This window comes from Metabacillus arenae, from assembly GCF_014773385.1.
GTDB lineage: Bacteria > Bacillota > Bacilli > Bacillales > Bacillaceae > Metabacillus_D > Metabacillus_D arenae.
Window position 1 is genome coordinate 40667 of the sequence record NZ_JACXAI010000017.1, and the last position, 14360, is coordinate 55026.

The 14360-nt window shown below is 36.2% G+C and carries 13 protein-coding genes; 8 read left to right on the plus strand and 5 right to left on the minus strand.

Annotation, left to right across the window (positions count from 1 at the left end; translation table 11 throughout):
* The first annotated feature begins 255 nt into the window (after positions 1–255).
* The 5 genes from IC621_RS13765 (at position 256) to IC621_RS13785 (ending at position 5208) form a co-directional block, all read left to right on the plus strand.
* The gene (locus IC621_RS13765) at positions 256–663 is read left to right on the plus strand and encodes a GntR family transcriptional regulator (protein ID WP_191158897.1); all 408 of its coding nucleotides are present in this window, start codon (positions 256–258) and stop codon (positions 661–663) included.
* Positions 638–1537: an ABC transporter ATP-binding protein gene (locus IC621_RS13770; protein WP_191158898.1), complete on the plus strand. Its 900-nt coding sequence runs from the start codon at positions 638–640 to the stop codon at positions 1535–1537. The genes IC621_RS13765 and IC621_RS13770 overlap by 26 nt, the downstream gene beginning before the upstream one ends.
* Positions 1512–3482 carry a polysaccharide biosynthesis protein gene (locus IC621_RS13775; protein WP_191158899.1) on the plus strand — a complete coding sequence of 657 codons (1971 nt, stop codon included), beginning with the start codon at positions 1512–1514 and terminating at the stop codon, positions 3480–3482. Before IC621_RS13770 ends, IC621_RS13775 begins: the two co-directional genes overlap by 26 nt.
* Before the next feature lie 15 nt (positions 3483–3497).
* The gene (locus IC621_RS13780; protein ID WP_191158900.1) at positions 3498–4013 is read left to right on the plus strand and encodes an RNA polymerase sigma factor; all 516 of its coding nucleotides are present in this window, start codon (positions 3498–3500) and stop codon (positions 4011–4013) included.
* Between the two features lie 367 nt (positions 4014–4380).
* Complete coding sequence (locus IC621_RS13785; RefSeq protein ID WP_191158901.1) at positions 4381–5208, plus strand: helix-turn-helix domain-containing protein; 828 nt, start codon at positions 4381–4383, stop codon at positions 5206–5208.
* Positions 5209–5329: 121 nt separating this feature from the next.
* Here the strand turns inward: IC621_RS13785 and IC621_RS13790 are convergent, their stop codons facing one another.
* The 4 genes from IC621_RS13790 to IC621_RS13805 all read right to left on the minus strand — a co-directional run bounded on the left by IC621_RS13790 (position 5330) and on the right by IC621_RS13805 (position 9852).
* A complete protein-coding gene (locus IC621_RS13790; protein WP_191158902.1) occupies positions 5330–5857 on the minus strand; it encodes a DinB family protein in 528 nt (175 codons plus the stop codon).
* 149 nt (positions 5858–6006) lie between these two features.
* On the minus strand, positions 6007–8688 hold the full coding sequence (locus tag IC621_RS13795; RefSeq protein WP_191158903.1) for a heavy metal translocating P-type ATPase: 2682 nt from the start codon (positions 8686–8688) through the stop codon (positions 6007–6009).
* A 12-nt stretch (positions 8689–8700) separates the two neighbouring features.
* A complete protein-coding gene (locus IC621_RS13800) occupies positions 8701–9021 on the minus strand; it encodes an ArsR/SmtB family transcription factor (RefSeq protein ID WP_191158904.1) in 321 nt (106 codons plus the stop codon).
* 426 nt (positions 9022–9447) lie between these two features.
* Positions 9448–9852: a CBS domain-containing protein gene (locus IC621_RS13805; protein WP_191158905.1), complete on the minus strand. Its 405-nt coding sequence runs from the start codon at positions 9850–9852 to the stop codon at positions 9448–9450.
* Positions 9853–10154: 302 nt separating this feature from the next.
* On the opposite strand from IC621_RS13805, the gene IC621_RS13810 reads away from it, so the two are divergent.
* On the plus strand, positions 10155–10586 hold the full coding sequence (locus IC621_RS13810) for an SRPBCC family protein (protein ID WP_224752525.1): 432 nt from the start codon (positions 10155–10157) through the stop codon (positions 10584–10586).
* Positions 10587–10952, plus strand: a complete 366-nt coding sequence (locus IC621_RS13815; protein ID WP_191158906.1) for an ArsR/SmtB family transcription factor — start codon at positions 10587–10589, stop codon at positions 10950–10952. It begins immediately after the preceding gene.
* 316 nt (positions 10953–11268) lie between these two features.
* Here the strand turns inward: IC621_RS13815 and IC621_RS13820 are convergent, their stop codons facing one another.
* Positions 11269–12330: a hypothetical protein gene (locus IC621_RS13820; protein ID WP_191158907.1), complete on the minus strand. Its 1062-nt coding sequence runs from the start codon at positions 12328–12330 to the stop codon at positions 11269–11271.
* Between the two features lie 277 nt (positions 12331–12607).
* Between IC621_RS13820 and IC621_RS13825 the strand changes: the two genes are divergently transcribed.
* A complete protein-coding gene (locus tag IC621_RS13825) occupies positions 12608–14359 on the plus strand; it encodes an ABC transporter ATP-binding protein (protein ID WP_191158908.1) in 1752 nt (583 codons plus the stop codon).
* Position 14360 lies beyond the last annotated feature (1 nt).

Genomic DNA, 14360 nt, shown 5'->3' on the forward strand with positions numbered 1-14360 from the left:
GACCCTCGGCGAGACACCGATAGACTTCATTTCAGAGTTTGAAGTGAACCAAAGTATCACTTCCACCTCATTCATTAATAAAACCACAGCTTTACAAATAAAATTTGTTATTTCAAAAAAGATTTATAAATTTATTAAATTTCCTCTTCTCTTTTCCCAGAAATTATCCTATAATCAAAACTGTACTAACTATCTTAATACAGTTCATACGATTGATACAGTTCATACAGTTGTGTTTTGAATGGGAGGGTAGATATGTTTGATTTAGACCCAAGAAGCAGAAAACCAATCTATGAGCAGCTTGTTGATCGATTTATCGACCTGATCATTAATGAAGTGCTGACTGTTGATGAGCAGCTTCCTTCGGTGAGGACACTCGCCCAGCAGCTTACAATTAATCCGAATACAATACAAAGGGCATATAGAGAACTAGAAGCACATGGATATATCTATTCAATTAAAGGAAAGGGCAGTTTTGTCAGTCCTTCTAGTGAACGTTCAAAGCAGGAAAAATTAGACGAATTGAAGTTAGAAATAGAGAAATTAATGACTGAAGCCATTTTTTTAGGAATGACAAGGGAAGAGCTTATTGAACTTGTTCATTCGGCAGGAACGTTAATAGGGGGAGGAAAGAATCGTGATTCAATTGACGAACGTCAGTAAAATCTTCAAGGAGCTAGAAGCAGTCGAAAATGTCACGATTAACGTGAATAAAGGGTCTATATACGGATTACTTGGTTCGAATGGGGCGGGGAAAACGACATTGCTTCGATTAATTGCAGGTATCCTTCATCAAGATAAGGGTGAAATAAAAGTCAATCAGCAAAATGTTTATGAAAATACTGCAGTCAAGCAGCAAGTATTTTTTATTCCGGATATTCCATATGTATTTCCACAATATACTGTCAAGCAAATGGCGCAATTTTATCAACAAACGTATAGCGGGTGGAATCAGGACCGTTTTGATAAAATTAGCGCGGTATTTGACATCGATTGTAATAAAAAGGTTCAGACGTTCTCAAAGGGAATGCAAAGACAGGTTGCGTTCTGGTTAGCCCTTTCTACAATGCCTGATGTTCTTATTTTGGACGAACCGCTTGATGGTCTGGATCCTGTTATGAGGAAAAAGGTTAAAAACCTAATCATTCAAGATGTAGCTAAAAGGGAGATGACTGTTCTTATCTCTTCGCACAACTTGCGTGAAATTGAAGATTTATGTGACCATGTTGGAATTCTTCACAAAGGTAGACTGCTGCTGGAAAAAGAGATCGATGACCTAAAATCAGATACCCACAAAATTCAGGTTGCCTTCAAAAAACCACTTTCAGAAGATTGGCTTAAGCCATTAAACGTTTTATACAGCGAACAACGCGGAAGTGTGTCGTTATGTATTGTCAGAGGAAAGGAAGAAGAAATCTCCACTTATATCAAAAGATTTCAACCGATCATTTATGATTTACTGCCTCTAACATTGGAAGAAATTTTTATTTATGAGATGGGGGATGTTGGTTATGACTTCAAAAACATCTTGGTTTAATAAAGAAATGGCCATTCAGATTTTTAGAAGCACTGGCTGGATAGGAGTCGTTTATTTAATTGGTCTGTTTTTTGCCCTGCCACTCAGAATTTTAATGCTTTACACAAGTGAACAGGAGCTGTCTCCTACGAATCTCGTAAATTTATTTTCGCTGCTGATAGAAGTTCAATTTCTCTTGTTTGTTGTCATTCCTGTTTTATTAAGTGTTTTTCTATTTCGTTTTATTCAAGTGAAACAGTCTGCCGACCTTATTCACAGCTTGCCGATCAAGAGAACGACTGTGTTTCACCAATATAGTTTAATGGGGTGTGCCCTTCTTATCCTGCCAGTAATGTTTAATAGCTTGGTCATGATTCTGTTAGCTTCCATTATTGATCTTGAAGTTTATTACAGCATACAAGATGTTTTTTATTGGGCAGGGGTTACGGTTTTAATAGGGCTGCTTTTCTTCTTTGCAACTGTTTTCATCGGGATGTTAACCGGAATATCAGTCCTTCAAGGAATATTAACTTATATTATGCTGCTTTTTCCAGCAGGAATTCTCGTTCTCATTTACTATCATTTAGAATATTTTCTAGCTGGATTTTCCGCGCAATATTCTTTGCGTGCTAATTTCGAAGCGGCCTCACCTATTACAAATTTGGTTAATTTGGAAAATGGAATTTCTGCTGTTCATTCGATTGTCTACTGCATACTAATTATTGGATTATATGTCGGAGCCCTTTTCCTTTATAAGTATAGAAAGGTTGAAAAAGTATCAGAAGCGTTTGTTTTTATTAGCGTGAAGCCTGTTTTTAAATATGGTGTCGCCTTTTGTTTTACATTACTCGGAGGATTATATTTTGGACAAACCCAAGGCGATTCTTTTATCTGGCAAATTTTCGGATATATTGCAGGCTCCATTTTCGGTTATTTTATTGCCGAAATGGTTTTACAAAAAACGTGGAGAGTTCTTAGATCCATTAAAGGGTATTTTCTGTTTGCAGGGGTCATGGTCGTATTATTTCTTTTATTGGAGATTGATATTACAGGCTATGAAAAGAAAATCCCTGATACAGATGAAATTGCAAGAGTCTATTTTAGTAATAACACATATGAATATGGATTCGAAGAGTCAGAAATACCAAAAAAGTATTTTACCGAACAAAAAAATATTGATGCGATTAGAGAGCTGCATAAGGAGCTTATCGATAAAAATCATTCGTCAAGAAACTTAAATTATGAAGACCAAGCTTTTTTCGCTTATGAATTAAAAAACGGCGATAAATTGATTAGGGGATATTCATTACCAGATGTCAAGCAATTTGCTGCTTTCTATAAACCGATTGTGGAGTCAGAGGAATATAAGAAATTGAACAATGAAATATTATCGATTAGCGAGGAAAATGTAGATAAAATGACGATTACCTCACAAGGACCATACCAAAAAAGTACTTCTTTTTCGGATGAAAAGGAATTGAAAAAGGCTATTAAGCTTTTAAAGGAAGATATTTATCAAGAAACATATGAAAATAGTAATCGCCACTGGGGTTTTCACACAGATATTGAAATACTTTTAAGTAATGACAAAAGATTGAACTTGCCATATAAACATTCCTACCGTTTATTTACAGAGTGGTTCATGGAAACAGGGAAATATGAGGAAGCAGTGGTGACTGCGAACGATATTTCATCCGCTTATGTCATAAATAAAAGTGTTATTCAATTTGACGAAAATAATTTTAGCCATGAAGAGGTTGGAAAATTAATATCTGAAAGCAGTGACACGTTACAAATAACTGAAAGCAAGGAATTGGTAGAAGCACTCGACAATTTCGAATGGGGGGTCGAGGGAGAGTACCTAGTTGCTTTTTATTTTAAAGAAAATGATAATTTGGAATTAGGTTCGTTTGATGAGGATACTTTACCTGGATTCGTTAAAGAAAAATTAAATAGAAATGAATGAATTGGAGGAAATGTTATGGCCATGGCATCGGCTATAGAAAAGGAACAACTAAATTTTAATGAAATATATAACCTATATCATAAATTGATCTACCATATTGCCTACTGTATGACAAAGGATCCGCATGTATCTGAAGATATTACCCAAGAAACATTTTTGAAAGCTTTTCTAAAGCTTGATACACTGTTTGATAAGGAAAAAATCGGGAATTGGCTGTCTGCTATTGCAAGAAGAACAGCGATAGATGTAATCAGAAAAAATAAAGGTGCCTCAGATGTAGCACTTGAGGAAGAGTATTTCCTTGAAAAACAGAGCACGGAATTAGTGGAAGAGGCGATTGAATACAGATTTTTAAAGAATGAGGTTCAAGAAGAGATAAGCACGCTAAAGCCGAGCTATCGAGACGTAATGGTTCTAAAAGTATATTCTGGATTAAAAGATAAAGAGATTGCCAAGCAATTAAAACTGAGCACTGCGACTGTAAAAACCAGGCTGCACAGGGCAAGGCAACAATTAAAAGTGGGTTTATGATTTGGCATAAAGGCAGTCGGTGGTTGTCCGATAGCGTCTAGTCTCACACCCCACCTCTTTTTTCAGGGAGAGACAAAGCTCGGAGTATTAACTATATTTCAATCTCATGAAAACCTTACAAAAACAGCCTATGCTATAGAAGAGGCGAGGAACCATACTAAAATTTGGTTTCTCGCCTTTTTATTATTTATATAATCAAGTGTTGGAAAAAGAAGATCATTTCCCTAGGGTCTATTTCAAAGTTTTTCACCACTTATTTCGGAAATTTAATAGCTACTTTACCCTGAAAGAAGCTTATATAGAAGGATAGAAGGAGCTAAGAAAGAGCTCTTTGTGTTTGTTCATAACTTTTTAGGGAGAGAGAAGCGTGGAAAAACTCAATTACGAAACGATCCAGCGGTATCAATCGTTTCAAACGAAAGAAGAAATGGATCAATCTGTACGGGGATTTTTGTACAAACATAAAGCCGAATTGTCAGATGGGACACTTTCGGTTCTTTCTCATATTTGGAAGTATTCCGTGAAAGTTGTCGGTGTCTCCTTTGCAAAGTATGATTACATTGCTGAGCATGTAAAGTTGAGCAGAAGAACGGTTATTAGAGCTGTTAAAAAACTGGAAGAATCGAGAATCATCAAAAAAATCCCGACTGCTAGATTAAATGGAAAACAAGGAGTGAATCTCCTTGTCATTCAAGCTTATGAACCGATTGATTCAATGAAAATTGACATGTCATCCCATACTGTCACGCCAACTGTCACCCCTAATAAAACAAAGAATAAACAAAGCTCACTCTGTGAGAAAGAATTAAAACCAAATAACGAAATGACAACGTTAGAGTCGTCATTTCATAATTTGGACCCTAGCTATCTTCCTGATTCGATTTCTCCAGAATTTGTGCAAGCTGCAAAACCTTTCTTTCCCGCAATTGAAATTTATAAGCTCTGGAATAGAGTGTTGATTGCCTATAACAAAATCAATCTGCTAAAATGCTTAGATGATGTCATTGAATGCATCGTTCAAGCCTTTAAACAAACAGTGTTTGCTAAAAAAATGGGTAAAATCCACACTTCTTTTGAAGGGTATTTTTACACAGTTGTCTATGCTAAATTGATTGTTGAAAAGCGCAGGGAAAACAAGCATTTGTTGTATGACTTTTTGAATGCTAAATTTTCTGACAGCAATGCGGACAGTTAGACTTGAAAGAAATGGGTATGCTTCGGCACTGTGAGCTCGAACATGATGAGATCATCAAAAAAAGATCATAACCCACATTAGTGAATTTTCTATACGGGATCTGACCTTTTTTCTCATGTAATCATTCCTTTTTCAATATACCTAAATATTCTTTCCAAGGCCCAACGTCCATCCTGTATCTCTCGGCCATTACCCGCATGATTTGAGCAATGTGGGTTAAATCATGAACAACCCACGTAGAAAGCAATTCTTTTACCTTCACTACACCAAATGCAGGGTGTGAACCCGTCAATTCAAGATGCAATTCAGGTTCAATAAGAACCATAAGTTTGGATATGTTTTTTGTTCTAATCGTTTTAAATTCAAGGAGCTTTTGTTCAATCGATTTTTCAGATCCCACTTTTATGTGAGAATAACGATCAAATGGGGGAAATGTTTTACTTTCCCCTTCCCGAAGAATCATTTCTAACCGTGGAATCCAATTATTTTTCTCTCCCTCAATGAGGTGCTCAATCACTTCAGAAGCATTCCAGGTTCCTTCGCCTTCATGGCATTGCAGCCAGCTTTCAGATAAACCAGATAAAAAAAATTCCAATGTTTGTGGTGTACGCTCCAAGACCTCAATAGCTTCCTTTATATTAAAATTCATATAACTGCTCCTTTCTGTGAACGGAAATGACCTTACTATAAAGTATACTCCGATTTAATTCCTTATATCGTATTCTATTAGAATCCTTAGCCCTTTCTAAATCAGCTTTTTGACTATGGTGCCCAAATTTCATTTGGAAAAATTACTAATTATTTTATCTTTAATAGCCTTAATGCGTTAAGAATAACAATAATAGCCGCTCCTGTATCACTTAAAACTGCAATCCAAAGAGTGAGCCAACCAGGGAAAATTAGGGCTAAAGCTATAAACTTAACAATTAAAGAGAACCATATGTTTTGTTTAATAATGGCTAACGCCTTTCGGCTTAAATGAATGGTATGTGGAAGCTTTTCAAGGTTATCCGCCATTAATACAATGTCAGCTGTTTCCATTGCGGTATCTGTTCCTGCACCACCCATAGCAATTCCTAAATCAGCGGTGGCAAGTGCCGGAGCATCATTTATTCCATCTCCTACCATTGCTACCTTATAACCTTCTTTTTGTAATTGTTTAATTGCATCAACTTTATCTTCTGGCATTAATTCAGCAAAGAAGCGGCTTAAATTCGCTTCTGATGAAATCATTTTAGCTGTCCCTTCATTATCGCCAGTCAACATAACAACTTCGCTAATTCCAACTTCCTTCAATCCTTGCAGTGCTTTTACAGAAGTTTTTCGAAGTGTATCGGATACAGAAATGACACCTAATATTTTTTGTTCATTACCGATTATTACTACTGTTTTTCCTTTACTTTGAATCTCTTGAACTTGTGACTTAATATTGCCTAAAGAAATTTCCTTTTCTTCAAACAGTTTTAGATTACCAGCATAATGAATAACACCATCGATGGTTGCTTGAACACCTTTACCGACTATACCCTTAAATAACTCACCATTTTTCGATTGAATACCTTTGTCTTTTGCATATTCAACGATGGTTTTTGCAATCGGATGGGTTGAATAATCTTCTAAAGTTAAAGCAATCGATAATAATTCTTCTTCTGAAGTGTTTAAAGTTATGATTTCAGATACTTTTGGTTTTCCTTCAGTTAAAGTACCAGTTTTATCAAAAGCAATGGCATTTATTGAACCTGCTGTTTCTAGGAAAGTACCACCTTTTATTAACACACCATTTTTGGCAGCATTTCCAATAGCTGAAACGATTGCTACAGGAGTAGAAATAACCAGTGCACATGGACAAGCAACCACTAATAGTTCAAGTCCTTTATAGAACCATTCTCCCCAAGTACCAAAGTTAAGAAGGGGAGGCAGTACCATAACTGCTAATGCTAAGACAAACACAATAGGTGTATATATACTAGCAAATTTATCAACAAATGCTTGTGTTGGTGCTTTTTGTTCCTGTGCTTCTTCAACTAAATGTATGATTTTAGAAATCGTGGTATCTTCGACTAATTTAGTCACTTTGATTTCAAGAGAGCCACTTTCGTTAATTGTTCCAGCATAAACTGTATCACCAATTACTTTATCGACAGGAATAGATTCCCCTGTAATTGGTGCTTGGTTAACGCTGGATTCTCCTTGAAGTATTTCTCCATCTAAAGGGATTCTATCTCCTGGTTTTATAATAACAATATCACCAATTGAAACATCTTCAACAGGCATTTTAATCAATTCTGTTCCCGCCTTAATCCACGCTTCTTGGGGAGCTAAATCCATTAAATTACGGATAGAGTTCCTTGTTTTCTCAATTGACTTGTTTTGTAAAGTAGTGCCTAAAGAAAACAACCAAACAACTGTTGCACCTTCTAACCATTCTCCAATTAATGCCGCTCCAATAGCGGCTGCTGACATTAGCACATTCATATCTAATGAACGGCTTTTAATAGAATAAAAAGCACTTTTAACTGGTTTATAGCCGCTTATCACCATTGCAACAGCGTAGAGAAGGTTAGACATCATTGAAGATATTCCTGTAAAAGAACCTATAAATCCGAATGCAATTAGAATTCCAGACAGAATAATTAAGCCATTATCATTATTTTTTGGGGAAGCCTGTGTTGTTTTATTATTTTTAGAAAGCAATGAAGCTTTAAAACCAATTTTAGAAACTTCAGTAATGATTTCTTCCACACTATTCTCATGTTCTACTTTCATCTTACCAGTAGAAAAATTCACATTTACATTCTTAACCCCAGAAATCGTATTCAAGTGGTTTTCAATGCTCTTTGCACAACTTCCACAATCCATACCTTCAACATTATATGTTTTTACATTATTGTTTTGTTTTAGTGGTTCAATCGTGTATCCAAGTTTTTTAACTTCATTTTCTATTAAATCAAATGAAGTACCCATTTTTCCAACCACTTGTAGCTTTGCAGTATTGTAATTTACCTTAACCTCTTCAATATCAATTAACCCGCTAAGTCCTTTTTCAATCGTTAATGCACAAGAAGGACAATCCATTCCGTGAATTCGATATTCAGCTTTTTCGCCTCTAGCAGAAAGTTTATTTTCCTTTTTAGGTTCTTCCATTTTACTTGAACAACAGCTCGATTTTTCTTGTATTCCTTCATCTTCATTAGTACAACTAGATGAAATAGCAATTGTATCTTCATCATTCACAGCTGATGTTTGGCTGTTACAGCAACTGTTTGATTCATTTACATTGGTGAAGTCTGCTTGTTCAGTTGGACTACTATAACAAGAAGTGTTACTTGTCTTTAAATCAACTTCTTCACTACTGCAACAATTGTCAGTCACTTTAGCGCTAGTGCTTTCTATTTTTTCAATCTGATTACGACAACAGTCTTTATTTTCTTTTATTATTTGTGGTTCTTTTTCATTTGAACCGCAGCATTTATCCGCCATTCATCCCAACTCCTAATCTATGTGACGTTCGCAGCATGCAACATCATTTTGAACATCTTCAAGGACGACATCAAACATCGTTAATAAATCTCGTATATGTTGATTACTTAAGCTGTAATAACAGTATTTTCCTTCATTTCTCCCTGCAATAATCCCGCAACCTTTTAAACAAGCAAGGTGTTGAGAAATATTTGATTGATTACCATTAATCTCTTCAACAATTTGAGAAACGGTCTTTTCTTCGTTTTTTATGCATTCGAGTATTTGAATCCTTGTTTTGTTAGAAAATCCATGAATTAATTTTACTTTCATGTCGATATTAATGGTTTTCATATAGTAGCCTCCCAATATATTAGACCGAGCTAATGTGTTTGTTATTATCATATTAGCAATCTCTAATATGTGTGTCAAACATAATTATGAGAGGTATTTGAACAATACGAAGTATGTGCGAAGAGTAGTATCACATTGTAAACAAAAAGAAAAGCCATGTATAAACATGACTTTTTCTAACCTCTAATATTTTTTGTAGAGCAACGTACTTTGGCTCCAACGTGATTTCACTGGTTCGAATCCAGTCTCGGCAACCAAGTTTTAATCCTTGACAAAGGGCAGTTCTCAGATTCCATTGTGAATTTAGTATTCAAATTGAAGATTTAAAAAATGGAGGTTCGCCGAAATGGGCGAACCTCACACAGCTGGATGCAAGATTCAGTAGGGAATAAAGCAAACCTCACTGCACGTCATTTTATTACGAGTTTATTTGGAAATTTCACTTAAAGCCTCACCAGCTTTTTTATCAGATTGTTCAACTGCAAGATCTCCTAAAGCAACCATTCCAACTAAAGCTCCATCTTCGACAATTGGCAAGCGGCGGATTTGATGATCTGCCATCAGCTTACTTGCTTCCTTATCAGACATATTTGGCTGACCTGTAATTAGATCTTCACTCATGACATCTTTTACAGAGGCATCAGTCTTTTCTTCGGCTACACATCGAATCACAATATCCCGGTCCGAAATAATCCCCTTTACCTTTTTATCGTCCTCACATACGGGAACCGATCCTATTTCATTCTCCTTCATTAACAATGCAGCCTCTTTTACAGAAGCATTTGGTTCACAATACACAATATCATCTGTCATCATTTCTTTGATTTTCATCAAAAATTCCTCCTTAAAAGTATTGTTATTTATTAACTACACGTTTTGAAAGAATTTAAACCTTAAATTCTAGTAGTTGCGAAAAAGAATGGTTTAGCAAATTTAAAAACCTGATTTCTTGCTAATGGCAGGAAATAATCTGACAGTGAAAAAGCCAGAGAGTACTTTATAAATTGTTTGTTAAACCGTGAATCAGAATAAATAGAATTGGAAAAATAAAAATTGACATGAAACCAAAAGGTGTTATATTATAATAAACGAAACCAAAAGGTGTTATTTTGGTGAGAGAAAGGAGAATGTTCTTGGAAACAAATAATCAAAATCCAATACAAGATATCAAGCAAAAGGTTATATTTGAAGCCCCTATTCAAAAAGTATGGGATACTGTATCGACTTCGGAAGGCATTTCATCATGGTTCATGCCAAATGATTTCGAACCAAAATTAGGACATGAATTCCATTTGCAATCACCTTTCGGACCATCACCATGTAAAGTCATAGAACTGGACCCCCCTAATCGACTTTCATTCACATGGGATATCGAGGGTTGGGTTGTTTCATTTATCTTAAAGGAGTTGGACGGTAAGACAGAGTTTACTCTTATTCACGGTGGATGGGAAAATCTTGGTGAAACTGTTGGAAAAGCTAATGAAAAGACTTCTGTCATTCGTGATAGAATGAATCATGGCTGGGGAGGAATAATTGAGAGACTTCGTAAGGATGTGGAGAATTAAGTGTCCCAATCAGCGCAAAAGTATGATGTATTTCAAGCGATTGCTGACCCAACTCGCAGAGGAGTACTCCGGCTTCTAGCTGAAAAGGAATTGCCAATCTCAGAAATAACATCTCATTTTCCAATGAGCCGCACGGCTATTGCAAAACATCTTCATATCCTTTCAGAAGCAGAATTAGTGTGTGGACGAAAGATAGGCAGAAAAAAACTTTACCGCTTGCAACCAGAACCATTGGCAGAATTAAAACAATGGCTTTCTTTTTACGAGCAATTTTGGGACAACAAATTGTCAATCCTTAAACATGTGGTTGAAAATGATGTGGAAAATGAATTAACAGACGTTCAATATAGTAAAAAGGAAAAATAAAAATCATAACTACCGATTGACTGGTGGTTATGATTCTTTTCTTGTACGGGATTGCTGCCACATTAAAAACAAAAAGTAGGGGGCTCCGATGACTGATGTAATGAACCCAGCTGGAATTTCGATGGCGGTAAGATTCCTCTTCCTATCGAATCAGCCAATAGTAAAATGAAACCCTCCAGTCGCAATTAACCAGGCAGCGGTGCAAATAACCGGATAACGGCGCAAATAATCAGATAACGGCACAATTACCGGATAACGGTGCAAATAATCCAAAAACGGAACAATTAATCGGATAACGGGTTATGAATCAAATCCTTCATTTATATTTCTGTGACCGGCGATGAACTTGGCCGTGGTAGGATTTTACTTTGAATCGTTTTTGGCTCCTTTTAGCTACCTGGTCGATAGAAAAATTGGTGATTTTCCGTTCTTTTGGTGGAGTTAGTTTTTGAGTCGGCTCATCTTTATTAAAAGAAATGGATATTTTTTTGTTTGCTAATTTTTCTGTGCCGAGTGTTTTTTTCATTTTTTCAAGTGTTTCTTTTTGCTCGTTCATTGCTGATTGAATGTCCATTATGCGCTCAGCATAGAATTCCTTGTCTTGAGACAATTGCTTTTTATAGGATTCAGACGTTTTGAAAAACCATTTTTTCCTGGAGGATTCTGCTTCTGCAAGTTGTTTATTTGTTTGTTCAAATCGTTCATTGATTTCCTTAATTTGCTCAAATATTTGTTCAAAAGCTGTTGTTCGATTTAATATTTCAGTTAAAAGCTTCTGATTATTTTCTTGTGATTCATCCAGCTGTGTTTTCATTATATGATAGTGATGATTAACTAAGTCAAATTCACCATTTAGCCTTTCCAGCTGCTTCTCTTTCGTAGTGAGTTCATCTTTGATAAGATTATTTTCACCAATCTCTTTGTGTAGTTCACTTTCCAGCGCTGATACTTTTGATTTTGCTTGCTCCAGTTCGTTCTTAAGGTATTTCGTTTCCGATATCAGCTCTGTCCGTTGGTTTGTCAATTGTTCATGCTGTTTTAATACTTGTTTATATTGAAGGGATTCATGGATAAAGAGATCCTGCTGATTTTGAAGCTTTGCTTCTAATTTATTCTTTTCATTCATTAAACTCAGTCTGTCCTTTGATAGTTCTTCTTCATATTCCTCGTTTGCCTTAAGCTCCTCATACAGCTGGCTGATCTTCATTTCCAATTCTTCGTTTACCCTCTTCAGCTTTTCACTTTTTTGATAATAGTATTGAGATTGAAGCTGTTCAACTTGCTGTTTGTAGCGCTCAAGCTCTGACTTTAAGAAAAATGTTTTTTGGTCATCTATTTCAAAATGCGGTGTGTTGAGATTGGATTGACTTTTTTCCATGATCGTTATCGCCGCCTTTATATTTTTTTCTTAGTTATTTTATCTATATGCGACAGGGAGAAATTTTTTACTAAGTTTAGTTTGAAAGCGATCGCAAGGTGCCTGGCACCGTTTCTCCATCTAAAGGATGAGAAGACAACGCCAATGGTTGGAGGGGCTTTCCTTCTATTGTATTAATTTTGAAAAAATTTAGTCAAATAGCTGGAAATATATTTCGAAAACCGATATATTAAGTAATACATTGTAAAATTTTTCTTTGTGACAAAGGAGGGGTTTGGTGGAGACGTTTAAAAAGCTGAAAGAATTTTACATGCCATACAAGCGGAATTTTTTATGGTCCATGTTTTTTATGTTGTTTATGACAGCGATTACGGTTGTCTATCCAATGGTCCTGCAGATTACAATTGACGAAGTTGTACTAAAAGAAAAATTTGGTCTTATTCCGTGGATTGCACTCGGCTTTATTGCTCTGATGGCTGTAAAAGGGCTGACAACGTATTTTCATCAATTTCTAGGGGATATTTTTGGGATTAAGTCAGTCTATCGTTTGAGAAATGAGCTATATGAAAAGCTGCAGCGACTACCATTTAGGTATTATGATAACGCGAAGACTGGTGACCTTATGTCACGTCTTACTGCAGATGTTGAAGGGTTTCGTTTCTTTCTTTCATTTGGAATTGCTGAACTCGTTCGGTTTATCCTGCTGATTGGGATTAGTCTATGTGTCATGTTTTATTATTCTGTTCCACTTACGCTTGTAACAATAGCCGCTCTTCCTTTCCTTGGCGTAGTTGTTTTTATGTTTGACAAACGGGTTCATCCAGCTTTTAGAGGAATTAGAAAATCCTTTGGTAAATTAAATACAAAGGTGCAGGAAAATATAAGCGGGATACACACGGTTAAATCTTTGTCAAGAGAAGAATTTGAAATATCACGCTTTAACAATTCGAATGGAGATTACAAGGAAAAGTATTTGGATACTGCGAATGTATGGGCCAAATACTTTCCATTAATGGAGTTCATCGGGAATATTTGTGTTGTTGCCCTTTTAACATATGGGGGATATTTAGTTATGAATGGGAGTGTTCAGCCAGGGGAGCTCGTCGCTTTCTTCAGTCTCGTCTGGTACATTATGTGGCCGATCATGAACTTGGGATTTGTCATCAATCTTTTTTCTCAATCGAAAGCTTCTGGAGAACGTTTACTTGAAATATTGGAAGCAGATGAAGAAATCACTGACAGTGAACAAACGGTTGAAGTTCAAAAATTGGAAGGACATGTCACATTTTTAGGTGTTTCTCTTCAATATAACCGGGAAGTTGCACAAGCGTTAGATGATGTTTCATTCGACGCTCCGACTGGAAAGACAATTGGACTTATCGGGGCGACAGGGGCTGGGAAAACAAGTATCACACAGCTCATGAACCGCTTTTATGAACCGTGTAGCGGGAAGATCTTGCTTGATGGAAGGGATATAAACGATTACCCCTTAAAAACGATTCGATCAAGCATAGGAGTTGTCCTGCAGGAATCATTTCTTTTTTCGTCCACAATAAAATCCAACATATCATACGGAAGACCTGATGCGCCAATGGAGGAAATTATCGACGCTGCAAAAAGAGCCCAAGCACATGACTTCATCATGGAACTTCCTAAGGGATATGACACTATGCTTGGAGAGCGTGGAATGGGATTGTCAGGAGGACAAAAGCAGCGGATTGCCATAGCTCGGGCGATTTGTGTGAATCCAAGTATTCTTATTTTGGATGATTCAACAAGTGCGGTGGATATGGATACAGAGTTTCATATTCAAAAGGAACTGAATGAGGTAATGAAAGGGAGAACGACATTTATCATTGCTCACCGAATTTCTTCTCTAAAGCATGCAGATGAAATTATCGTTCTCGATTCAGGAAAAGTCGCTGAAAGAGGAACACATAAAGAGCTGCTTGAAAAAAATGGACCATATAAACGTATTTATGATATCCAATATAAAGACCAAAAAGCTGTTTCTCAGCATGCAGGGTAGG

Coding starts and splice junctions, on each gene's coding strand:
- IC621_RS13780 (WP_191158900.1), top strand. CDS start 3,498: ATGGCCATGGCATCGGCTATAGAAAAGGAACAACTAAATTTTAATGAA.
- IC621_RS13805 (WP_191158905.1), bottom strand. CDS start 9,852: ATGAAAATCAAAGAAATGATGACAGATGATATTGTGTATTGTGAACCA.
- IC621_RS13820 (WP_191158907.1), bottom strand. CDS start 12,330: ATGGAAAAAAGTCAATCCAATCTCAACACACCGCATTTTGAAATAGAT.
- IC621_RS13790 (WP_191158902.1), bottom strand. CDS start 5,857: ATGAATTTTAATATAAAGGAAGCTATTGAGGTCTTGGAGCGTACACCA.
- IC621_RS13795 (WP_191158903.1), bottom strand. CDS start 8,688: ATGGCGGATAAATGCTGCGGTTCAAATGAAAAAGAACCACAAATAATA.
- IC621_RS13765 (WP_191158897.1), top strand. CDS start 256: ATGTTTGATTTAGACCCAAGAAGCAGAAAACCAATCTATGAGCAGCTT.
- IC621_RS13775 (WP_191158899.1), top strand. CDS start 1,512: ATGACTTCAAAAACATCTTGGTTTAATAAAGAAATGGCCATTCAGATT.
- IC621_RS13800 (WP_191158904.1), bottom strand. CDS start 9,021: ATGAAAACCATTAATATCGACATGAAAGTAAAATTAATTCATGGATTT.